Source organism: Streptomyces sp. WMMB 714 (assembly GCF_900090125.1).
In the GTDB taxonomy this organism is placed as follows: domain Bacteria; phylum Actinomycetota; class Actinomycetes; order Streptomycetales; family Streptomycetaceae; genus Streptomyces; species Streptomyces daqingensis.
The window spans coordinates 58,459-79,273 of record NZ_FMHJ01000015.1 but is presented as its reverse complement, the minus strand read 5'-3'; the positions used below and the strand labels follow the sequence as shown (position 1 = coordinate 79,273).

Genomic DNA, 20,815 nt, shown 5'->3' with positions numbered 1-20,815 from the left:
CGACACTTCCCGCGCGCTCCGTCCGGCCGCTGACGGCGACGCGCGGGACGCGGCCCGAACGTCCGGGACGCCGAGAGGAGACCCCATGCGCTCTGTGAGCCCGCCGGCCGGCGGGAGTGCCCCCGGACGTGGAGCCGCGGCTCCGCACCGCCGCACACCGCGGGCCGCCCGGCGTGCCGCCGCCCGGCGTGCCGCCGCGCTCACGGCCGCCCTCACCGCCGCGCTCCTCGCGGCGGCCTGCGTTCCCGGGACGGACGGCTCCGCCGCACCCGGTGCCGGCGGTTCCGGCGCCGCCGCGAGCGAGGTGCCCGACCCCGCCAAGGCGGGCAAGGCCACGCTGACGGTCTGGGACCAGGAGATCCGCGGCGGTCAGAACGCCGAACTGGAGCGCCTCAACAGGGAGTTCGAGGAGAAGTACCCGAACGTGCGCATCAAGCGCGTCGCCCGCAGCTTCTCCGATCTGAAGACGACCCTGAAGCTGGCGATATCCGGCAACAAGCCGCCGGACGTCATCCAGGCCAACCAGGGCTATCCCGACATGGTCGCCTTCGTGAAGGCCGGCCTGCTGCGCCCGCTCGACGACTACGCAGGGATCTACGCCTGGAACACCCGCTACCCGGCCACCCTGCTCAACCTCAACCGGGTCTCCGCCGACGCCCGCAACTTCGGCACCGGGCGGCTCTACGGCATCTCCCAGACGGGCGAGTACATCGGCGTCTACTACAACAAGGACGTCCTCGACGACGCCGGCATCGAACCGCCCGAGACCTGGAAGGACCTGACGGACGCCCTGCCCGAGCTCAAGGACGAGGGCGAACTGCCCGTCCAGTTCGGCAACTTGGACAAGTACCCGGCGATCCACACGTTCGGCGTGCTGCAGAACCAGGCAGGGGGAGCCGATGAGACACGCGAGAGCGTCTTCGGCCGGGGCGAGGGCTTCGACAACGACCCGACGCGCGAGGCCGCCAGGACGCTCGCCGACTGGAAGGAGCGCGGCTACGTCCCCGAAGGCGCCAACGGCACCGGATACGACGACGCCGCGAAGAAGTTCGCCGACGGCGAGGGCGCCTTCCTCATCACCGGCACCTGGCAGCTCGCGGATCTGAAGAAGTCCATGGGCGGCAAGCTGGGGTTCATGCCGCCACCGCCGGCCGACGCGGGAGCACCACCGGTCACCACCGGCGGGCAGGGGCTCGCCTGGTCGGTCACCTCGCGCGCACGGCACCCCCAAGTCGCCGCCGCCTACCTCGACTTCATCACCAGCGCGCACGCCGCCGACGTGATGACCGAGGAGGGCGTGCTGCCCGCCCTGCCGGGCAAGGCCGCACGCCGCCTCCCCGAGGGCAGCGTCGACGCGCAAATGGTCGACGGATGGCGGAAGTTGAACGACAGCGACGGCCTCGTCCCGTATCTCGACTACACCACGCCCACGTTCTACGACTCCCTCTCCGCCGACCTCCAGGGCGTCATCGACGGAAAGCTCACACCCGAGGAGCTCTCCACCCGGATGGACCGCTCGTACACGTCCTTCCAGGACAAGCAGGCCGGCCGGAAGCCGAAGCCGTGAGCGCCGCCTCCACCGGGGAACGCCCCGGCACGCGGGCGTCCCGGCGCATCCGGCCCCCGTCCCGTGCTGCCGGGCGCCACAGCGGCCGGGCGCCGGGGCAGCCGCGTGCCGTCGGCTACCTGTACGTGCTGCCCGCGCTCGTCCTCTACGCCCTCTTCCTGCTCGTCCCCCTCGGCCAGACGGCCTGGCTGTCGCTGCTGCACTGGGACGGGCTGACGGCGGCCACCTGGGCCGGAGCGGACAACTACACCGCGCTGCTGACGGATCCGTCGCTGCGCGGGCCGTTCCTGCACGCGATCGTCCTGCTGCTCTTCTACTCCGCACTGCCCGTCGCCCTCGGCCTGCTGCTGGCCTCGGCGCTCTCCCGGTTCCGCGTCAGGGGAGCCGCCTTCTTCCGGACGGTGCTCTTCCTGCCGCAGGTGCTGGCGATGGTCGTCGTCGGCGTGGCCTGGCGCTCGATCCTCGCACCGGACGGGCTGCTCAACGACGCGCTGCGCGCCGTCGGTCTGGACTCCCTGACGCGGTCCTGGCTCGGCGACTACACGTGGGCACTGCCGTCGGTCGGCGCGGTGGGCACCTGGGTGGAGACGGGACTGTGCGTGGTGCTCTTCCTGGCGGGCGCCCAGCGCATCCCACGCGAGCTGTACGAGGCGGCGCGCGTGGACGGGGCGGGCCCGCTGCGGGAGTTCTTCGCCGTCACGCTGCCCGGGCTGCGCGCCGAGATCGCCGTCGCGCTCACGCTGACCATCGTCGCCGGACTGCGCAACTTCGACCTGATCTACATCACCACGAGCGGCGGCCCGGGCAACGCCACGTCGGTGCCCGCGTACGAGGTCTACCACCGGGCGTTCGAGACCAACGAGGTCGGGGCGGCCGCCGCGATGGGGATGGGGCTCACCGTGCTGATCTTCGCGCTGACCGTCACCGTGTCCCGCCTCGTGGAAGGACGGAACCGATGACCGGACGCCTCGAACGCACCGTCACCTACGGCATCCTGCTGCTCTTCGCCGCACTGAGCCTCACGCCCGTCGCCGGGATCCTCTCCACCGCGTTCGGCAGGCAGTCGTCCCTGGACACCGGCTTCTCGCTGCCCGACGGCCTCAACTGGGCCAATTTCGCGGACGCCTGGACCCGAGGGCACTTCGGCACCTACCTCTCCAACTCGGTGCTGGTCGCCGTGGCGGTCGTCCTCGTCACGTCCCTGCTGTCCCTGCCGGCCGCCTACGCCTGCGGCGTGATGCGCTTCCCGGGCTCCGGCCTGCTCTTCTACACCTTCGTGCTCGGCCTCACGCTCCCGCAGGAAGCCCTCGTCGTACCGCTCTACTTCGACCTGCGGTACTGGCAACTGACCGACACCTACTGGGCGTTGATCCTGCCGCAGACCGCGCAGTCCCTCGCCTTCGGCGTCTTCTGGATGCGCAGCTACTTCCGCAGCGTGCCCGCCTCCGTCATCGAGGCGGCCAGGCTCGACGGCGCGTCCAGCTGGGGCACGCTGTGGCGCGTCCTCGTCCCGATGGGCCGTCCGGCCGTCTCCACCCTGGTCGTCATCGTCTTCATGTGGACGTGGAACGAGTTCCTGATGGCGCTGGTGATGGTCAGCGACGAGGCACACCGCACCGTCCCGCTCGGGCTCGCCTTCTTCCAGGGGCAGCACAGCTCGGAGACGGCGCTGCTCGCTGCGGCGTCCGTGCTGATCGCGCTGCCCGTCGTGATCGTCTACGTGGTGCTGCAGCGGCGGTTCATCGAGGGCATGCTCACCGGCGCGGTCAAGGAGTGACGCGGACCGCCGGGCCGCACCCCGGTGCGGCCCGGCCGCCGCGAGCCCGCCGGCCCGCACCGGTACCCGCGGGCGGCTCCGGGCGCCGCCGCCCCGGCCGCCCCGGTCTCCGCGGTCTGCGCCACGGAGACGGGAACGGCACCCTCAGGCGTTCACCGGCTCTTCGGCCCTGGCCGAGGGCCTGCGCAGCGCCTTCTCGATCTCTTCGAGCGTCCGGCCCCGCGTCTCGGGCACCCGCCGCAGCACGAAGATCCAGCACGCGGCGTTCATCAGCGCGTAGACCATGAAGGTCGCCGTGCGCCCGAAGGTGTCCACGGCGGTCAGCGCGGTCAGCGCGATGACCAGGTCGAAGCCCCACACGGCGGTCGTGGCCAGGCTCATGGCCGGGCCCCGCACCGCCAGCGGCAGCACCTCCGGGCCGATCAGCCACACGACGGCCTGCATGCTCGCCCCGTTCAGGAAGATGTAGGCGAACAGCGAGAGGATCACCGTCCACTTCTGCCCCGCCGTGCCGTCGCCGCCGAGGAAGGCCAGCGCGAGCACGGCCATGGCGAGCCCCGATCCCGGCAGCAGCCACAGCAGCAGCCGGCGCCGCCCCGTCCGGTCCACGAGGAGGGTCCCGGCGATCCCGGCGAGGACGAGCATCACGCCGATCCCGACACCCGTGAGCAGTGCGGTGCTGTCCCCGAAGCCCGCGTCGGTGAGCAGCTTCGGCGCGTAGTACACCATCGCGTTGATGCCCGTCAGCTGCGAGAACGCGGCGATGCCCAGCGCCACGACCAGCGCCGGACGCACCCAGCTTCCGCGCAGGGCACGCCAGCCCGCGCCGCGCTCCCTGGTCCGCACGTCCACGATCTCGGCGATCTCGCCGTCGATGTCCGAGCCGGGGACCCTCAGCCTGCGGAGCACGGCGGCGGCCTCGTCCGTACGTCCCTTGCCGACCAGCCAGCGGGGGCTCTCGGGCAGCGGCAGCATGCCCACGGCGAGCACCGCGGCCGGGATCGCGGCCAGCGCGAACATCCAGCGCCAGCCGCCCGGCCCGGCCAGGGCGTACCCGACGAGGTAGGAGACGAGCTGGCCGATGGCGACCATGAGCTGGAAGAGCACCATGAGCCGTCCCCGGGTCGCGGCGGGCGCGGTCTCTGCTATGTAGACGGGGACGGTGTTCGAGGCCGCGCCGACGGCCAGCCCGAGCACGAAGCGGGCGGCGATGAGCGTGCCCGTCCCGGGCGCGACGGCCGCGGCGACGGCGCCGACGGCGAAGAGGACGGCGACGCCGGTCACCACGGGCTTGCGGCCGTAGCGGGCGACGAGCGTCCCGGAGACGGGCGCGCCCACCATGGCGCCCACGAGGATGGCGCTGACCACGATCTCCTGTGCCCGTGAGGAGAGATGGAGGTCACGCCCGAGGTCCACGAGGGCGCTGGCGATGATGCCGGTGTCGTAGCCGAAGAGCAGACCTCCGAGCGCGGAGATCGCGGCGACGGCGTAGAGCAGCGGAGGCTGCTGAACCGGAGCGGCCGAGCCGGCCGTCTGCGGGGGTGCGGGCGTGGTCACGTGCGGCCCTCTTTCGTGTTGCGGTCGTACACGGCGTCACGCCGTCAGCTGTCGTCGTCCTCGGGCTCTTCGGGGGCCGCTCCGGCCATGCCGCCGCCCATGCCCATGCCCGAACCGGCGCCGGGGGAGTCGGGCTCGGCGTCGCCCATGACGAGGCCCTCGATGGTGTGCTTCTGCGTGATCGGCATGAGTTCGTCGACGACAGGGCAGTGCAGATGCGCTCGCACGCGCTCCGGGAGCGTCCGCCAGTACTCGTGGGTGACGGCCATGTCGTGGTGGCCGTCGTTGCCGGCCCCGGGGGCGTCGACGCCGAGCACCAGCACGGGGCGCGAGAGCTGGGAGTGGTTCGCGGTTCCCCGGTGGATGGTCAGTGCCGATCGTACGGAGATGTCACCGCGCTGCGGGAACTTCCGCACGCCCAGCTCCCGGTACCGGGGGTAGTCCTCCCGCGGCGGGAACATGGCGTGCTCGAAGCCGTCGTCCACGTCCCACTGCGTGCCGGGGGCGATCTCGAAGGGCCCCATGTCCTCCGTGGTGTCGACGCCGGTGAGGTTGAAGGCGAGCGAGTTCAGACGGCGCCGCTCGCGGGTGACGTCCGGCATGGGGAAGTCGCGGTGCCAGGGCTGGTTGACCGCCCCGGCGAAGGGGATGTCGAAGCCGAGCTCGACGATCGAGTAGTCGCGGCCGAGGACGGCCTCGCACACCGCCCGCACCCACGGGTGGTCGACGAGGTCGACGAAGCCGCGCATCTGCTCGGGGTGCATCTCGACGTAGTAGCGGTGCGGGCCGCGTCCCACGGCGCCGCCGGGGCGGTGCCGCGCCTCCTCGAAGGCGTGCTCGATGTCCTCGCGCATACGGTCCGCCCACTCCGCGGAGAAGGCTCCCTTACGGGCGCTGACGCCGTCGGTGTAGAGGTCCCGTACGACGTCGCCGACGGTGGCGAAGTCGACGGTCCGGGCGTCGCTCTGCGCGCTCGACGGGGTCTGCGCGGCGCTGGTCCCGCCGGCCGGGCCGGTGCTCACGGTCGTCATGGCGCTCTCCTCTCTCGGTGCGGCTCTCGGGTGGCCGTCTACGTGACCAGCCACTTTGCAACGTTGCATGCATCGTGGCAATAGGAGGAGGCAAACCTTCCGCGAGCTGAATGTGGCGTGGGATGATCGGTGCCGTCCCGCGCGGAGAACGCGGGACGGGCAGGGCGGAAGGAAAGGTTCCAGGTGGCGGCGAAGCTCAAGGACGTGGCGGCCCGCGCCGGGGTGTCCGTGCGCACCGTCTCCAACGTGGTCAACAACGCGCCGGCTGTGGCGCCCGCCACACGGGAGCGCGTGCTGCTCGCCATAGAGGAGCTGCAGTACCGCCCCAACCTCGCTGCCCGGAACCTGCGTCAGGGCCGCACGGGCCTGATCGGCCTCGCCGTCCCCGAAGTCAGCTCCCCCTACTTCGGCGAGATCGCGGAACTGCTCATCGACGCGGCCCAGCACCGCGGCTGGACGGTGCTCATCGACCGTACGGACGGTACGGCCGAGCGCGAACGCCGCCTGCTGGAGGGCTCGGAGCGGCACACGGTGGACGGCATGATCATGAGCCCGTGGTCGCTGACGCCCGAGGAGCTGGGCCGGCACAGTGCCTCGATGCCCCTGGTCGTCCTCGGCGAGCAGGAGACGGGTGGCACCGCCGACCACGTCGCCATCGACAACGTCGCGGCCGCCCGCGAGGCGACCGCCCACCTGGCCGGGCTCGGCCGACGGCGCATCGCCGCGATCGGCCTGCAGCCGCAGCTGACCAACGGCACGGCCGAGCAGCGCGCGCAGGGCTACCGGGAGGCGCTGGCCGCCGCGGCGCTGCCCGCCGAACCGTCGCTGGTGAAGTCCGTGGCCTCGCTGCACCGTGCGGAGGGTGTCCGTGCGATGCGTGAACTGCTGGACGCCGGGCCCCGTCCCGACGCCGTCTTCTGCTTCAGCGACGAACTCGCGCTCGGTGCCCTGCGCGTCTGCCACGACCACGGTCTGCGCGTCCCGTCGGACGTCGCGCTGATCGGCTTCGACGACATCGAGGACGGACGGTACTGCGTACCGTCCCTGGCCACCGTCGCGCCCGACAAGCCGCAGATCGCCGAGCGGGCCCTGCAGTGCCTCGCCGACCGCGTCTACGGGCGGCTCGGCCGTCACCCGGCCCGCCAGGTGACCGTCCCGCACCGCCTGGTCGTCCGCGAAAGCGCCGTCTGACCTGAGACCCCGTCCCCGCGGGGACGCCTGTCGCACCGGGATCCGGAATGCATGTCGCCCGCATCCCGGGTGCTTTCAACGCGCCTTCCACCAGCCGGTGTTGATCCTCGGTTGTCCGTCTACGACGACGAGACGGAACCCGTGCATCGTGATCCGCCGCCAAGCTTTGCGCATAGGTCCGCGCACCGGGGGCACCCAACCAGACCTCTCGCCTTTCAAGGTGAGATCCGGAACACACGTATGCAACTCGGTCGATCGGAAAGGAGTGTGACCATGGCGACAACTGGTGAGAAAACCAACGAAGACGGTCGGAACCGTAAGGAAGAGAAGCGGTCCGACCGCAGCAGCGGTTCGCAGAAGAGCCGTGTCCCGATCGCCGAGGCCATGCGGCTCGCCGCGGGCCAGCTCGCCGAACTCCTTCAGTGCGAACCGGGTTCGGTCTCGTCCGTCAAAGCCACCTCCGAGGGCTGGACGGCCGACGTCGAGGTGGTCGAGGTCGAGCGGATTCCGGAGACGACCAGCGTCATGGGCTCCTACCGGGTGCAGCTGGACGGCCAGGGCAACCTGCTCGGCTACGAGCGGACCCGCCGTTACGCACGCGGTCAGATCGATCAGCGGAAATGACATTTGCCGGTGATCCGGCCGCTGTTCCGCGATCACCGGACTTCTCCGCTGCGCGCGCAATCCCGAAAGGAGAAAGAGCGTGACTGTAGTCCCGCAGACGAATTCCCCCCAGTCGACCGGTGGTGCCGGTGGCGGCAACCTGTACGACATTCTCGAACTCATCCTGGACCGCGGTCTGGTGATCGACGCGTTCGTCCGCGTCTCCCTCGTGGGCATCGAACTTCTCAAGATCGACGTCCGGGTCGTCGTCGCCAGCGTCGACACCTACCTGCGCTTCGCCGAGGCGTGCAACCGGCTCGACCTCGAGGCGGGCCGCAAGAAGCCGACGCAGCTCACCGACATCGTGGGCGAGTCGATGGAGAGCGGCGCCAAGGGCAAGTCGAAGGGCGCGCTGACCGGCGCCGTCGAGGCGTTCAGCGAGTCCATCCAGCGGGGCCGCGACGACGAAGAGGAAGAGCGCGAGCCGCGCAAGGCCTCGTCCGGCTCGTCCAGCCGCCGTACCGCTCGCCGCAAGGAGGACTGAGCGTGGCCACCTACATCTACGCCATCACCGCGGCGGACCACCCGCAGAAGCTCGAAGGGCTGACGGGAGTGGGAGACCCCGGCGGGGAGCTGCGCTCGGTGAAGACGAAGGCCCTGAGCGCCGTCGTGAGCGACGCGCCCGAGGACCTGCGCGCCAAGCGCCGTGACCTGGCCGCGCATCAGGCCGTCCTGGAGGCGCTGATGGCCGAGGGGGCGACCCTGCCGATGCGCTTCGGTCTGGTCGGGCCCGACGACGACTCGGTCGTCTCGGTGCTGGAGGAGAGCCAGAGCGGGTACACGGAGCGGCTGTCGGAGCTCGACGGCTGCCTGGAGTACAACCTCAAGGCCGCCCGTGAGGAGGAAGGACTGCTGCGGGAGATCATCGGCCAGTCCGAGGAGATCCGCCGCCTCCGCGAGTTCACCAGGGAGCACCCCGAGGCCCAGGACGAGAAGATGCGGCTGGGCGAGCTGGTCTCCAACGAGGTCCAGGCCCGGAACGAGGCGGACGCCAAGGACCTGGTGGAGCGTCTGGCGGGCGGAGCCCAGCAGTACAACATCGGCGAGTCGACGCAGCAGCACTTCGTGAACGTCTCGTTCCTGGTGCGGCGGGAGAAGGCCGCGGCCTTCTCCCAGGCGGTGGACGAGGAGTCGCAGCGGCGCGGCGAGGAGTACAAGCTCACCCTCTACGGCCCGCTGCCCCCGTACAGCTTCGTCTGAGACCTGTGATCGGAGCCTGGCAATGGGCCTCATCACCCAGCTGCTGACCCTGCCGCTCGCGCCTGTGAGGGGAGCGGTCTGGGTCATGGACCAGGTCGTTCTCACTGCCGAGCAGCAGTACTACGACCCCGAGCCCGTACGCCGCCAACTGGCTGAACTGGAACAGGAGTTGCTCGACGGACTGATCACGGACGAGGAGTTCGACCGGCGGGAGGACGAGTTGCTGGACGAGCTCGAGTGGCGACAGGCGTACCAGCGACAGACAGGGGTGCGCTCATGAACTGCCGCAGACCGATCCCGTCGACGCGTACGGGAAGACCGAGGTGACGGAGAGATGAACGACAACGGCAAGATAGGCATGGCCCTGGTGGGCGGATACCTGCTCGGGCGCACGAAGAAGGCCAAACTGGCCATCGGCCTGGGAATGGTCCTGGCCGGCAAGAAGTTCGATCTCAGCCCGCAGCAGCTCCTGAAGATGGCGGCGAACTCGCCCGTCCTCGGCGGTCTGAGCGACCAGGTCCGCAGGGACCTTATGGACGGCACGAAGTCAGCCCTGACCTCCGCGGTGACCAAGCGCGCCGACGGCCTCGCCGACTCCCTGCACGAGCGCACGCGGGACCTCAGCGATCCCGCCGGACGGCGCCGCCGGGCCGGCGAGGACGACGAAGAGCCCGACGAGGATCCTCCCGAGGACGAGCACGCGGCGGACGCCGAGGACGAGCCGGGCGGCGACGAGCCGGAGGAGCGCCCCCGCCCGCAGCGCAAGGCACCGGCCGCGGGCCGGAAGTCCGCCGGGGCGGCGAAGTCCGCGAAGCCCGCCGCCAAGTCGGCGGCGGCAGGCCGGAGTTCGAAGAGCACGGCGAAGAAGGCCGCGAAGCCGGCCAGCGGCGGCCGCTCGGGCGGGACCGCGCGCAAGGCGGCCGCTTCCGGGACGCGCAAGACCACGGGCCGGGGAGGACGCGATGGCTGACTCCACCCTGAACAGGATCAAGGACGAGGTGGCGAAGAACCCCGCGACCGACCGTCTGAAGGAGGAGCTTCAGGCGTACCTCCAGGCACGCGCGCAGAAGGCGGTCACCGACCTCGGCTCGAAGCTCGGCCAGAGCGTGACCAAGCTCGCCGACCCGCGCCAGGGCCTCCCGGGAGCCGGACTGGCGGGGAGCCTGGCGAAGGGCGGCCAGGCCCTCAGCGAGGGGAAGTCGCCCGCGCAGGCGGCGATGGCCGTCGGATCGTCGCACGTCAAGGACATGCTCAAGAACAAGGTCAAGGGAATGTTCGGCAAGGGACGCAAGAGCGGCGGAGGCAAGTCCAAGAGCGTGACCATCGTCGAGGACATCGACGTCGGCGTGCCCGTCCGCGAGGCGTACGACCAGTGGACCCAGTTCCAGGAGTTCAGCACCTTCGCCAAGGGCGTCGTCAGCGTCGAGAAGGCGGACGACGTCAGCAGCAACTGGAAGGTGAAGGTCGCCAAGTCGACACGGAGCTGGAAGGCCAACGTCACCGAGCAGATCCCGGACGAGCGCATCACCTGGACCACCGAGGGTGCCAAGGGCACCGTCAAGGGCGTCGTGACCTTCCACCGCATCACCGACGACCTGACCCGGGTGCTGCTGGTCCTCGAGTACTTCCCCAAGGGGCTCTTCGAGAAGACCGGCAACATCTGGCGGGCTCAGGGCCGCCGTGCCCGGCTGGACCTGAAGCTGTACCGCAAGTTCATCATGATGCGCGGCGAGGCGACGGACGGCTGGCGCGGCGAGATCCGTGACGGCGAGGTCGTCCTCGACCACGACGAGGCCGTCGAGGCGGAAGAGTCCGAAGGGTCCGAAGGGTCCGAAGCCGAAGGGTCCGAAGAGGGCGGGGACGCCGGAGAGGCCGCCGCGGAGGAGCCCTCCGAGGACGACGGCGAGGAGCCCGAGGACCTCGAAGAGGACGCCGAGTACGAGGACGAAGCCGATGCCGATTCCGATGCCGATTCCGAGTACGAGGACGAAGAGGACGCCGAAGCCGACGCCGATTCCGAGTACGAGGACGACGACGAGGTAGAAGCGGAGGAGGAGCCCGAAGCCGAGTACGACGATTTCGAGGCCGATGACGAGGACAGCGACATGGAAGAGAATGAGGAGAGCCGTGCCGCTGCCGCCCGGCGCTGACCCCGTGAGGGCCTGTCCGGGCGCGGCGGTCCGGAGGCCACCGACACCCAGCAGGCAAGGCTGATACCACGTGTCCGATTCACTGGCCGGCCGTATGGGACCGTCCTCCAGCAGGGCGGTCCCGTACGGCCAGCAGCAAGGCACTTCCGCCAATCTGGCGGACATTCTTGAGCGTGTACTCGACAAGGGTGTCGTCATCGCGGGCGACATCCAGATCAACCTGCTCGACATCGAGTTGCTCACCATCAAGCTGCGCCTCCTCGTCGTCTCCGTGGACAAGGCGAAGGAGATGGGGATCGACTGGTGGGAGAACGACCCGTCGCTCTCGTCGGGCGCGCGGCAGCTGCGCCGCGAGAACGCCACATCCGTGCCGGCCGAGCCGGACGGGCAGAGCGAGCTGGCGGCGGAGAACGAGCGTCTTCGCAAGGAGATCGAGCGGCTGCGCACGCAGTCCGAGCTGCCCGCCGCCGAGGGGGCGGGCGCGGACGAGGCCGGCGCGGAGACCGCCGGCGCTGAGGACAAGGGCAAGCGCGGAGGACGAGCTTGATGGCGGACCGTGCCCCCGGTGCGGAGCAGGAGCAGGATGCCGCGCAGGTCTGCTACGTCTTCGCGGTCGGCCGTGAGGACGCACCGCTCCAGGCGGCGGCCGAGGGTCTGGAAGGGCCCACCGGTGCCGGCGTGCGCGCGGTGTACGCGGCCGGACTCGGCGCGCTGGTCAGCAGCGTCCCGGCCGGGTTGTACGACGAAGAGGGGCTCAAGGCACAGCTCGAGGACATGGAGCGGCTGGAGGCCCTCGCCCGTTCCCACCACGCCGTGGTCGCGTCCGCGTACGAGCACACGACGGTGCTGCCGATGCGGCTGGCCACCGTCTACCTCGACGACAGCCGCGTCGAGGCGATGCTGACCGGACGCAAGGACGAGTTCGCCGCTCTGCTGAGCCGCCTGGAAGGCCAGGTCGAGTGGGGCGTGAAGGTGTACGCCGACCCGCGGGGCGCCTCGGCGGCGAACCCCTCGGAGGCGCCCGCCGCCCCCGCCGGCGGCTCCGGCACGTCCGGTGGCGGGAGCAGCCCCGGGCGGGCCTATCTGCAGCAGCGCAGGAAGCAGCGGAACACCCACCGTGACACCTACCGCGCCGCCGGAGCGGTCGCCGAACGGGCTGCCGCACTCGCGGACGGCATCGCCACCGCGAAGGTGTCCCACCGGCCGCAGCAGGGCGAGCTCGCCTCGGGGCCGGGGGAGAACATCGTCAACGACGCCTATCTGGTTCCGGCCGCGCGCAGCGACGACTTCCGCGCGGCGGTCGGCGGCCTCGCGGAGGACGTCCCGGGCGTGCGGGTGGAGCTGACGGGTCCGTGGGCGCCGTACTCCTTCGCCACTCCGCCCTCCGCACCGCGGCAGCCGGGCGGCCCAGGGGAGCCGGACGCCGATGGAGAGTGATCTGACGGGCAGGAGCTTCGCCGACGCCGTCGAGGAAGGCGCCCGGTCGGCCTCGGACGGCTTCGGCGAGGAGGACTCGCTCGCGGGACGCCAGGTCGCCCTCATCGACCTGCTCGACCGGCTGCTGACCGGCGGGGCCGTCCTGACGGGCGACCTCGTGCTGTCGATCGCCGACGTCGACCTCGTACGCGTCAACCTGCGCGCGGTCATCCACTCCGTCACACCGGACGACCCGGCACCGTGGTGACGTCCGACGCCCCGTCCCCCCGCGCCTGCGGAAGCTCTCCGCGGTGCGGTGGAGAGGAGAAGCAGCCATGACCGACGAGCAGCCCGAGGAGGCCGCACGGCCCCCGCGAGAGCTTCCCGAGGCGCTCTCGCCGGGCAGCAGGCTGGACGACGTCGCGCGCTCGGCGGCCCGCGCCTTCGACCTGCTCCCGGCGGGCCCGGAGGAGGCGGCGGCGCGGGGCGAGGGCAAGCTGGCCCAGCGGCTGAGGACCGATCCCGACACGGTCGAGCGGGACCTGATGAAGCTCGTCCTGACGATCGTCGAGTTGCTGCGCCAGCTCATGGAACGCACGGCGCTGAACCGTGTGGACCAGGGAGACCTGACCGAGGACCAGGAGGAGCGCATCGGCATGACGCTGATGATCCTCCAGGAGCGCATGACCGAGCTGTGCGAGCGCTACGGCCTGACCATGGCGGACCTCAACCTCGATCTGGGGCCGCTGGGTTCGCTCCTGCCACGTGACGAGGGCTGACGCGCGCTTCCCGTGCGCCGCGTCCCGGGCCGGGCAGCGAGCCGCCGGAGTACGGGACGTTTCAACGGCGCCACTCTCGGCAACCCGTTGGCCATGACTGACAACGGCAAGAGCACACGTACCGCAGGAAAGGCCGCGAACGCCACCAAGAAGCCCGCGGAAGCCGGGGCCAAGGCGGGTCGCGGGATCAGCAAGGCCGCCGACAAGACCGGTGAGGCCACCCACTCCGTGGGCGAGGCCGTCGAGGGCGGCGGCCGCAGCGTCGGCGCCGCGACCAAGCGCGTCGGCAGCGTCGCCAGCCAGGGCGCCGAAGTGGGCCGCCAGAAGCTGGCGTCCGTCTCCAGCACCGCCGCCACGGCGGCGTCGGCGACGTGGACGATCGTGAAGAACCGCCGCGGCATCGTCGCCGGCATCGGGACCGGAGCCGTCACCGCGGTCGCCGCGTCCTTCGCCGCCGGACGCTACTCGGCGAAGCGGGCAGCCGGGCCCTTCACCCGGATGACCGGCGGGCGCCTGTAGACGACGGCACACCGGCTCTCCTGGCCCACCGGCTCCGTCCCGCCAGGGACGGGACGCCGCGGCCGGTCCGCCGGTGTCGGTCACAAGGGTTCAGAGGAATGCCAGGGGGCGGTCAGTGACGCGGCCGGGGCGCCGTCAGACGGCGGGTCAGGTCCCGGGCCGGCTGGGGAATCTCACCGAAGTCCTCGTCGTCGTCCGTCACCGGAAGACGGTGGATGACGCTCTCCAGCGCATGCGGCAGCCGCGGACGGCCGCCCCCATGGCATTCACTGAGCAGCCCGTGCAGCACGCCGTCGGGAAGCAGCGGCCGCGTGCCGCCCCGCGGGCGCGGAAGCCCCTCCGTACGGGGCCGACGCGGCAGCCGCTCCGAGTGGGCGCGCCAGTACTCCGCGTCGCGGAACTCGCCGTGCCGGCGGTGGAGCAGGTACAGGCAGAAGGCGGCGGTACGGGAACCGCCGCCGGCAGCGAACTGCCACCAGAACTGGGCCGCTTCGCGGTACCGGGCGAGGTGCAGCAGACTTCCGAAGACAAGGGCGCCCTGCGGTGCGGCGCACTCCTCGTCCTCGACGAAGCGCGAGAGACTCGCCGCCGCCTCGGGTGCGTTGAGCACCAGAGAGACCGCCAAGTCCAGGTCGTGGGCGGCCTGTTCGCATTCGGTGGAGTACCGGGGTGCCCGTACCGACGGGGAGCGCGCGGCGCGGCCGCCGGCGGTGCCGTCCGCGGGGGAGGCGGAGCCGTCCGTACCGCCCGGCTCCGAAGTGGAGAGCGTCAGGTCGGCCAGCACCCGTTCCCTCATAGCCGCCACGTCGCGCTCGTCGTAGTCGTCCGCGAGGACTTCCGCTTCGTTCAACAGCGCGTCGATGGTGCGGTGTTCATGCCGGCCCCGCATCAACCGATCCCCGTCCCGGGCCCGGCAGGGGTGCGCAGCTCCCGGGCGAGCTTCCGTTTCGCATAGCTTATGTGCGAGCGCACCGTCGCCGTCTCGAATCCGAGATAGTCGGCGACCTCTTCCTCGGTGCACCCCAGCAGGTACCGCAGCACGACGGCGTCGTACTGGCGCTCCGGGAGCCGGGCGATGGCGGCGTAGAGCCCCATCTCGCCCTCCAGCACGGCGAATTCGTCGCGCAGCTCGCAGAGCAGCGGCTTGCGGGCCGCGGCGTGGAAGGCGGCCGTCTCCGCCAGCAGGGGCCGCTGACGTCGCTCGGCCAGCCATTTTGCGACATGTTCCTTCAGCACCGTCCAGGCGTACGCCGCCAGCGACTCCTGCCGCAGGGCGTGCTCCCAGTGCTCCAGCAGGTGCCGGCAGGCGTCCTCGACGACGCGGTGCGCGGCCTCGCGGCTGCCCACCTGCGTGTGGGCGTAGCGCAGCCAGAGACGGTGGTGCGCGGTGTCGAAGGCGTCGAAGGAGAGCAGTAACCGGCGGCGGTCGTCGCAGGACCGGGCCTCGGCTTCGGTCAGACCTCGCGGCCGGTCGTCCTCGGCGCCCATGCAGGAGCCCTCTCGCGGAGAAGTGGCAGATCGGACTGCGGGCTCCGCTGACGCTCCCTCAGCGGGCCGGCGGGAGTCCGGGAAAATACTACACAGGGTGAATGTGTGGCTACCCCGTCACCCCTGCGCCCTCACTGCTTCGCATGCCCCGGCGTGGCCGGTCTTCTCCCTTGCCAGGGGCCCCGCCTGGGCAAGTCCGCCGGAATGACGCACCATGACGGGCCATCCGTTCAGTGAGACGAGAGAGGCGGGACGCCGTGGCCGTTGACGAAGGCGCTGTGGACCTGGAGCTGGACCGGGCCCATCCGGCGCGGATGTACGACTACTTCCTCGGCGGCACCACGAACTTCCCCGCGGACCGCGAGCAGGCGGGCCGCGCCATGTCCGTCTTTCCGGCAGTCCTCGTCGCGGCGCGGGCGAACCGCCAGTTCATGCACCGCTCCGTGCGCCATCTCACCGAGCTCGGCATGCGCCAGTTCCTGGACGTGGGCACGGGCATTCCCACGTCGCCGAACCTGCACGAGGTCGCCCAGCGCACAGCGCCGGAGGCGCGGGTCGTCTACACCGACAACGACCCCATCGTCCTCACCCACGCCCAGGCCCTCCTCCGCAGCAGCCCCGAGGGGCGCACGGCCTACTCGCAGGGGGATGCCAGGGACCCCGAGGCCCTGATGAAGTCCCCGGAGCTCGTGGAGACCCTGGACCTGGGCCGTCCCGTCGCCCTCAGCCTCATCGCCCTCCTCCACTTCATCCCCGGGGAGCGCACCGCGCACGAGGTCGTCGAATACTTCAAGGACGTCCTGCCGTCGGGCAGCACTCTCACCATCAGCCACGTCACGGCCGAATTCGACCCGGAAGCCATCGCCCGCACCGTCAGCACCTACAAGGCCGCCGGTTCTCCCGTACAGGCCCGTGACCGCGAGGAGTTCACCCGCTTCTTCGACGGCTGGGAGCTGCTGGAGCCTGGGGTCACCGTCACGCACCGCTGGCGCCCCGACGCCGAGCAGGACATGTACCAGGTCACCGACGCGGAGGCCGCCTGCTACGCAGCCGTCGCGCGCAAGCCGTAGCGGCCCGGCGCCGAACTCGTCGCGTGTTCAACCTTCCCGTCGGCCGATTGCGTCCGTGTGTGCCGTTTCGCACGCTGTTGTTAGCAAACGGGCTGGAGGGGTAATCGGGGGGCTGATTCCGAAACGGAAGAGGAGGAGTCATGCCCGCAGGGTCGAACTCGAAGCGCGAGAGGCAGTACGAGCACATCAAGGAGGGCGCGAAGAAGCGCGGCGCCCCCACCGGCCGGGCCAAGGAGATAGCTTCGCGCACCGTCAACAAGGAGCGGGCGCGCACCGGCGAGGCCGACCGGAAGAGCCGGACGTCCCTAAGGGGCAAGTCCGCGTCCGAGCGAGGCGGCAAGCGCTCCGGGAACCGGATGCCCCCGAAGAGCGGCCCGACGCGCGAGCAGCTCTACAACGAGGCGAAGCAGCGCGGGATCCAGGGACGCTCCTCGATGAACAAGAAGCAGCTCGAGAAGGCGCTCAACCGCTGATCGGCTACGCGAACGAGGCGAAGGGGACGGGAGTGCACTCCGGAGTCGCGCCCGTGGACGGGGCACCGTGCTGGGTGAGCCTGGCCACGGCCGACCTGGAGTCGGCACAGCGCTTCTACGCCGAGGTGCTCGGCTGGACCTTCCGGCGGGGAAGCCTCGGCGAGAACTTCAGCGTCGCCTATTCGGGCGACGTTCCCGTCGCCGGCATGGGCGCCATCGTCCGCACCATGGGTGTGGCGGTCCAGTGGACGCCCTTCTTCGCCGTACCCGACGCGGACACCGCGTCCGCCCGGGTGCGCGAGCGGAGCGCGACCGTGGCGGTCGGCCCGATCCGCATGGGCGAGGGCCGCACCGCTCTGGCAGCCGACCTCGCCGGTGCCACGTTCGGCTTCTGGGAGGGCCGGGTCCTGCCCGCCTGGGACGTCTCCCGCGTCGCTCCGCCCGCGCGTCTGGAGCTGCGCACGCGTGACGCCTTCGCCGCGGCCATCTTCTACGCCGAGGTCTTCGACTGGGCGTCGGAGAGCGGACGCTGCGAGGTCGACTACCAGTACGAGGCGGTGGTCGTCCGCGTCGACCGGAGGGCCGTCGCCACGATCCGCGGCGGTGCCGTCGAGTCGGCGCCGGACCCGCACATCCGCCCGCGCTGGCACGTGTCCTTCTTCGTCGACGACGTGGACGACGCGGCCAAGGCGGCCGTATCGGCCGGCGGTGCCATCGCGAGCAGTCCCGCCGACAACCCCTTCGGACGGACGGCCCGCCTCTTCGACCCCGAGGGCGGTCTGTTCACCGTGCACTCCCACGCGCCCGAAGGCGCCTGACGCACGACTGATCCGGCGCCTCCAGATGCAGCACAGCGGTGCCCGAGGAGAACTCCTCGGGCACCGCTGTGCCGCACCGTCCGCTCCCGCCCTCCGGAGCCGGGGGCGGCGCTACATGGTCTTCATCTTGAAGTAGCGCACCGCGTCGGGTGCGCTGGCCGCGGCCATGGCGACGACCGCCGCCGCCACGGCCCCCACGGCGATGCGTACCGCCACCGCCGGGACGAAGATCCCTCTTCTCATGCTCTCAACTCCTCACTCGGTCACTGTCCGCCTGCTCAGGTCACGGCTCGGACGGCCGCTCGGATCACCGCCGAGGTCGCCTCCCGGGTCGCGCAGCAGCTCGCCCGTGAGCTCCTCCAGCAGCACGACCGCCTCGCCGACCGCCTCTCCCACCGGTTCGCTCAGCCCGACGACGACGTCGGGCTCGTCGCCGCGCATCCGCACGGCGGGCTCACATCCGAGGATGACGACGCGCGGCAGCCTCTCGCGGCCGAGCTGTCTTGCCAGCGCCAGCACCTGGACGGGGTCCATGCCGTGTGCTTCCGGCAGGCCGCCGGCACCCGTTCCGTCCGCCGTCTCCGCCCGCGTGTCCGCCTCGGTACCGGCCTCGATGACGTACAGCGTCCCGGGCGTGCCCCCACGGGGCGCCGCGTCGACGAGGACGGCCACGTCGTAGCCGTCCAGCAGCCGGTAGGCGAGGTCCATGCCGCGGATGCCGAAGTCGGCGACGTGCACCCCGGCAGGCACCTCCCGGCCGCGCATCGCCGCGACGACCTCGGGACCGAAGGCGTCGTCGGCGAGGAAGACGTTCCCGATGCCCGCGATGAGGATCCGCGGTCCCGCGTGGCCGCCGTCGAGCGGCTCGACCTCGTCCGGTGAGAAGAAGAAGCGGTGGCCGAGGCCGGTGCGGAAGTCGCGTCCGTCGTCGTCCTCCAGCGTGACCACGAGGTGGACCCGCCCCTCCATGTCCTCCTCGACCGCTTCGACCTCGGCGGTGCGGCCGCCCAGTTCGAGGTCGAAGATGTCCGACGTGTGGCTGGGCCGCAGCCGCACCCGGCTGCCGCGTCCCACTTCCGCGCCCCCGGTCAGCACAGTGCGGTCGCGCACCTCGTTCATCTCTCCTCCAGGACGGGCCGGAATCCGCGGATGGTGCCGTGCAGCGCGGACAGCTCGCCCGGGCCGAGCGCCGCGCAACGGTCGAGGATCTCCCGGGCGCGGGGATCGGTGGCGCGGGCCTCCTCCTGCTCCTCGGGGGTCAGGCTGAGGATGCCGAGGATCAGGAGCTGATCGATCTCGCCCCCGTCGAACATGTCCCCCGGGCTCTCCGGGGCCACGGCCGGATAGTCGTACAGCGTGATCGGCGAGGAGAGCACGTCCCGGGCGCGGTGCGGACTGCTCCTCGCCGCGTCAGGATCGTCGGAGACGAGCACCGGCCAGACGCCGGTGTTGCGGCACGCCGCGGCGGCCTCCTTCAGCTCGCCCGGAGGGTCGGTGAGCGAGACGAAGGCGCCGGTGTCGGTGTGCAGCACCGCGTGCGTGGAGACGAACGCGTAGGGGGCCGCCGCGTCTCTGGCGCGGCGCGCGCCGGGGACGGGCACCGGGCAGGGGGTGGTGTTCTCGACCTCCACGGTCACCCGCTGCACCTTGTCGGTCACCGCCTCCGTCTCCAGCCGCACCGTGCCGGTGAGCCGTTTCCATCCCCGCACCAGCGTGCCCGCCACGCTGCCCGACTCCGCGCGCAGCGCCTCCCGGTCCGTGCCCGCCGCGATGTCCACCGTGGAGGTGCGGGGGCCGCGCCGGGGCGACCACGGGGGGCAGACCCAGCGCCGCTCGGTCGCCTCCTGCCAGGTCAGGTGCCGCTCTCCCGCGACGCGCAGCTCGTCGACGGGGACGGGCCCGGAGGGCCCGTGCCGGAACACCTGGCGGTCGACGACCTGCAGGAACCGCAGGTGGACGGTCAGCTTCGCGGCGGGCCCCGCCTCCAGCAGCACCTGAGTGCGCATCCGCGAGGGCTCGCCCAGACCGTCGGCGCAGCTTCGTGGGTAGACCCCGCCGAACGTCCAGCGCTGTGCGTTCTTCAGCGCGGTCCGCCGGTACGGCCAGAGCAGGTACCCCTCGTAGAGGCAGGTGCGGGCGATCTTCTCTACGGCGTCCACGTGGCTCCCCGTACCGCTCGCTGCCCGGCCCCGCCGGTCGTCTCCGCACGGGCGAGCAGATCTCTGACCGTCTCCTCCCAGCCCGAGAGTGCGTGCCGGTCGCGGTGTGCGACGAGCGCGTCATGGGCGTCGGAGGAGAGCGGCACCCAGCTCGTGCCCTGCCCGTAGCGGCCCAGAGTCTCGTGCCACATGCCGGCGGGCAGCCGGTGGGAGGCCTCCTTGGTCCAGGCGATCTGGGCGGTGCGCAGCCTGCCCCCGGGGCCTTCGTAGAAGACCGTCCCGTTGAAGAGGAAGTCCAGCGGCACCTCGCCGTCGCGTACGCAGTGGAAGTAGGAGGTCACCGCCAGCTCCGCGTCCCGGGTGCAGGGGACCGGCAGATCGGTCTCTGTCCGTGCGTCGAACGGCGGCACCACGGTCGTGACCCTGGCCCAGGTGAGCGGCTGCATGCTGGTCGCCCACTGCTCGGGCTGCCCGAAGAGCCTCGCCATCGTCAGCAGGTCCGCGTGCTCGTAGCGGCGCCGCGCCACCGCGATCCGCACCGTCGTCGTGAGGCTGAGGGAGCGTACGGGCCCGCCGCCGCTGCGGGTGACGGCGATCCGGAAGGCCAGTGCCGGGACGGCCTGGCCGGGCATCGGGCGTACGGAGGTGACGGCGAAGTCCAGCTCGGGGCCCTCGTCGTCCGTCCGGCCCGCGCCGCTGTGGACGGGCCCGGCAGCGGTCGCCTTCACGCGGGGGAGAGGTTGGGCATGCCGGGCATGATCGGGTCCATGTGCTTCGCGCGGATGCCCGTGGACCTGCGTGCCGTGGAGGTGTCGTCGGGAAGGTGGCCGGGCTGGTGCTTGAAGCCGCCCTCGTGGTTGCCCTGCCGTACGCCCGGCGTGTGCGCGCTCTTGTCGAGCCGTACGTCCGGTTTGCCGATCTTGATGTCGCCCATGCCGACTCCTTGGTTGTGCGTGA

General features: G+C 71.4%; 27 protein-coding genes. 18 read left to right on the top strand and 9 right to left on the bottom strand.

The window, feature by feature from the left end:
- Window positions 1-85 precede the first annotated feature (85 nt).
- From H181DRAFT_RS24210 to H181DRAFT_RS24200, 3 genes are read left to right on the top strand one after another with little or no spacing between them, the layout of a single operon-like run.
- The gene (locus H181DRAFT_RS24210; protein ID WP_078895934.1) at window positions 86-1,567 is read left to right on the top strand and encodes an ABC transporter substrate-binding protein; all 1,482 of its coding nucleotides are present in this window, start codon (window positions 86-88) and stop codon (window positions 1,565-1,567) included.
- A 47-nt stretch (window positions 1,568-1,614) separates the two neighbouring features.
- Complete coding sequence (locus H181DRAFT_RS24205; protein WP_045866624.1) at window positions 1,615-2,526, top strand: carbohydrate ABC transporter permease; 912 nt, start codon at window positions 1,615-1,617, stop codon at window positions 2,524-2,526.
- Window positions 2,523-3,344, top strand: a complete 822-nt coding sequence (locus H181DRAFT_RS24200; protein ID WP_045866535.1) for a carbohydrate ABC transporter permease — start codon at window positions 2,523-2,525, stop codon at window positions 3,342-3,344. The genes H181DRAFT_RS24205 and H181DRAFT_RS24200 overlap by 4 nt, the downstream gene beginning before the upstream one ends.
- 144 nt (window positions 3,345-3,488) lie before the next feature.
- Here H181DRAFT_RS24200 and H181DRAFT_RS24195 read toward each other — a convergent pair whose 3' ends face one another.
- Both H181DRAFT_RS24195 and H181DRAFT_RS24190 read right to left on the bottom strand, forming a co-directional pair.
- Window positions 3,489-4,901: a sugar porter family MFS transporter gene (locus H181DRAFT_RS24195; protein ID WP_045866534.1), complete on the bottom strand. Its 1,413-nt coding sequence runs from the start codon at window positions 4,899-4,901 to the stop codon at window positions 3,489-3,491.
- 44 nt (window positions 4,902-4,945) lie between these two features.
- A complete protein-coding gene (locus H181DRAFT_RS24190) occupies window positions 4,946-5,932 on the bottom strand; it encodes a phytanoyl-CoA dioxygenase family protein (protein WP_078895932.1) in 987 nt (328 codons plus the stop codon).
- A 183-nt stretch (window positions 5,933-6,115) separates the two neighbouring features.
- Between H181DRAFT_RS24190 and H181DRAFT_RS24185 the strand changes: the two genes are divergently transcribed.
- The 12 genes from H181DRAFT_RS24185 (at window position 6,116) to H181DRAFT_RS24130 (ending at window position 13,850) form a co-directional block, all read left to right on the top strand.
- A complete protein-coding gene (locus tag H181DRAFT_RS24185) occupies window positions 6,116-7,123 on the top strand; it encodes a LacI family DNA-binding transcriptional regulator (protein ID WP_045866533.1) in 1,008 nt (335 codons plus the stop codon).
- Window positions 7,124-7,396: 273 nt separating this feature from the next.
- Window positions 7,397-7,747 carry a gas vesicle protein GvpO gene (locus H181DRAFT_RS24180; protein WP_045866532.1) on the top strand — a complete coding sequence of 117 codons (351 nt, stop codon included), beginning with the start codon at window positions 7,397-7,399 and terminating at the stop codon, window positions 7,745-7,747.
- A 79-nt stretch (window positions 7,748-7,826) separates the two neighbouring features.
- Complete coding sequence (locus H181DRAFT_RS24175) at window positions 7,827-8,270, top strand: gas vesicle structural protein GvpA (protein ID WP_045866531.1); 444 nt, start codon at window positions 7,827-7,829, stop codon at window positions 8,268-8,270.
- Window positions 8,271-8,272: 2 nt separating this feature from the next.
- Window positions 8,273-8,986, top strand: a complete 714-nt coding sequence (locus tag H181DRAFT_RS24170; protein WP_045866530.1) for a GvpL/GvpF family gas vesicle protein — start codon at window positions 8,273-8,275, stop codon at window positions 8,984-8,986.
- A gap of 22 nt (window positions 8,987-9,008) precedes the next feature.
- Complete coding sequence (locus H181DRAFT_RS24165) at window positions 9,009-9,266, top strand: gas vesicle protein GvpG (protein WP_045866529.1); 258 nt, start codon at window positions 9,009-9,011, stop codon at window positions 9,264-9,266.
- A 54-nt stretch (window positions 9,267-9,320) separates the two neighbouring features.
- Entirely contained in the window at window positions 9,321-9,956 is a 636-nt protein-coding gene (locus H181DRAFT_RS29565; protein WP_045866528.1) for a hypothetical protein, read from the top strand.
- Window positions 9,949-11,136, top strand: a complete 1,188-nt coding sequence (locus H181DRAFT_RS24155; protein ID WP_045866527.1) for an SRPBCC family protein — start codon at window positions 9,949-9,951, stop codon at window positions 11,134-11,136. Before H181DRAFT_RS29565 ends, H181DRAFT_RS24155 begins: the two co-directional genes overlap by 8 nt.
- A gap of 94 nt (window positions 11,137-11,230) precedes the next feature.
- Window positions 11,231-11,683: a gas vesicle protein gene (locus H181DRAFT_RS24150; RefSeq protein WP_078895947.1), complete on the top strand. Its 453-nt coding sequence runs from the start codon at window positions 11,231-11,233 to the stop codon at window positions 11,681-11,683.
- Complete coding sequence (locus tag H181DRAFT_RS24145; protein WP_045866525.1) at window positions 11,683-12,573, top strand: GvpL/GvpF family gas vesicle protein; 891 nt, start codon at window positions 11,683-11,685, stop codon at window positions 12,571-12,573. Before H181DRAFT_RS24150 ends, H181DRAFT_RS24145 begins: the two co-directional genes overlap by 1 nt.
- Window positions 12,574-12,676: 103 nt before the next feature.
- Complete coding sequence (locus H181DRAFT_RS30060; protein WP_229711680.1) at window positions 12,677-12,820, top strand: gas vesicle protein; 144 nt, start codon at window positions 12,677-12,679, stop codon at window positions 12,818-12,820.
- 67 nt (window positions 12,821-12,887) lie between these two features.
- Window positions 12,888-13,331: a gas vesicle protein K gene (locus tag H181DRAFT_RS24135; RefSeq protein WP_078895931.1), complete on the top strand. Its 444-nt coding sequence runs from the start codon at window positions 12,888-12,890 to the stop codon at window positions 13,329-13,331.
- Between the two features lie 93 nt (window positions 13,332-13,424).
- Window positions 13,425-13,850, top strand: coding sequence for a hypothetical protein (locus H181DRAFT_RS24130; protein WP_045866523.1), 426 nt, complete (start codon window positions 13,425-13,427; stop codon window positions 13,848-13,850).
- A 112-nt stretch (window positions 13,851-13,962) separates the two neighbouring features.
- Here the strand turns inward: H181DRAFT_RS24130 and H181DRAFT_RS24125 are convergent, their stop codons facing one another.
- Both H181DRAFT_RS24125 and H181DRAFT_RS24120 read right to left on the bottom strand, forming a co-directional pair.
- On the bottom strand, window positions 13,963-14,739 hold the full coding sequence (locus H181DRAFT_RS24125; protein ID WP_045866522.1) for a hypothetical protein: 777 nt from the start codon (window positions 14,737-14,739) through the stop codon (window positions 13,963-13,965).
- Window positions 14,739-15,338 carry a sigma-70 family RNA polymerase sigma factor gene (locus H181DRAFT_RS24120; protein WP_052708700.1) on the bottom strand — a complete coding sequence of 200 codons (600 nt, stop codon included), beginning with the start codon at window positions 15,336-15,338 and terminating at the stop codon, window positions 14,739-14,741. Before H181DRAFT_RS24120 ends, H181DRAFT_RS24125 begins: the two co-directional genes overlap by 1 nt.
- 257 nt (window positions 15,339-15,595) lie before the next feature.
- Here H181DRAFT_RS24120 and H181DRAFT_RS24115 point away from each other — a divergent pair, with 257 nt between their 5' ends.
- From H181DRAFT_RS24115 to H181DRAFT_RS24105, 3 genes are all read left to right on the top strand, one after another.
- A complete protein-coding gene (locus tag H181DRAFT_RS24115; RefSeq protein WP_045866521.1) occupies window positions 15,596-16,408 on the top strand; it encodes an SAM-dependent methyltransferase in 813 nt (270 codons plus the stop codon).
- 140 nt (window positions 16,409-16,548) lie between these two features.
- Window positions 16,549-16,881 (top strand): hypothetical protein, encoded by a 333-nt coding sequence (locus H181DRAFT_RS24110; RefSeq protein WP_045866520.1) that lies wholly within the window; start codon window positions 16,549-16,551, stop codon window positions 16,879-16,881.
- 53 nt (window positions 16,882-16,934) lie between these two features.
- Window positions 16,935-17,699, top strand: coding sequence for a VOC family protein (locus H181DRAFT_RS24105; RefSeq protein WP_254666954.1), 765 nt, complete (start codon window positions 16,935-16,937; stop codon window positions 17,697-17,699).
- A gap of 111 nt (window positions 17,700-17,810) precedes the next feature.
- Here the strand turns inward: H181DRAFT_RS24105 and H181DRAFT_RS30190 are convergent, their stop codons facing one another.
- From H181DRAFT_RS30190 to H181DRAFT_RS24085, 5 genes are read right to left on the bottom strand one after another with little or no spacing between them, the layout of a single operon-like run.
- Complete coding sequence (locus tag H181DRAFT_RS30190) at window positions 17,811-17,942, bottom strand: DUF6893 family small protein (RefSeq protein ID WP_302622655.1); 132 nt, start codon at window positions 17,940-17,942, stop codon at window positions 17,811-17,813.
- Window positions 17,943-17,954: 12 nt separating this feature from the next.
- Window positions 17,955-18,818, bottom strand: a complete 864-nt coding sequence (locus H181DRAFT_RS29560; protein ID WP_074468030.1) for a hydrogenase maturation protease — start codon at window positions 18,816-18,818, stop codon at window positions 17,955-17,957.
- The gene (locus H181DRAFT_RS24095) at window positions 18,815-19,858 is read right to left on the bottom strand and encodes a hypothetical protein (RefSeq protein WP_052708698.1); all 1,044 of its coding nucleotides are present in this window, start codon (window positions 19,856-19,858) and stop codon (window positions 18,815-18,817) included. The genes H181DRAFT_RS29560 and H181DRAFT_RS24095 overlap by 4 nt, the downstream gene beginning before the upstream one ends.
- Window positions 19,846-20,586 (bottom strand): DUF6084 family protein, encoded by a 741-nt coding sequence (locus H181DRAFT_RS24090; protein WP_199810844.1) that lies wholly within the window; start codon window positions 20,584-20,586, stop codon window positions 19,846-19,848. The genes H181DRAFT_RS24095 and H181DRAFT_RS24090 overlap by 13 nt, the downstream gene beginning before the upstream one ends.
- Window positions 20,583-20,792, bottom strand: coding sequence for a hypothetical protein (locus H181DRAFT_RS24085; protein WP_045866518.1), 210 nt, complete (start codon window positions 20,790-20,792; stop codon window positions 20,583-20,585). The genes H181DRAFT_RS24090 and H181DRAFT_RS24085 overlap by 4 nt, the downstream gene beginning before the upstream one ends.
- Between the last annotated feature and the right edge of the window lie 23 nt (window positions 20,793-20,815).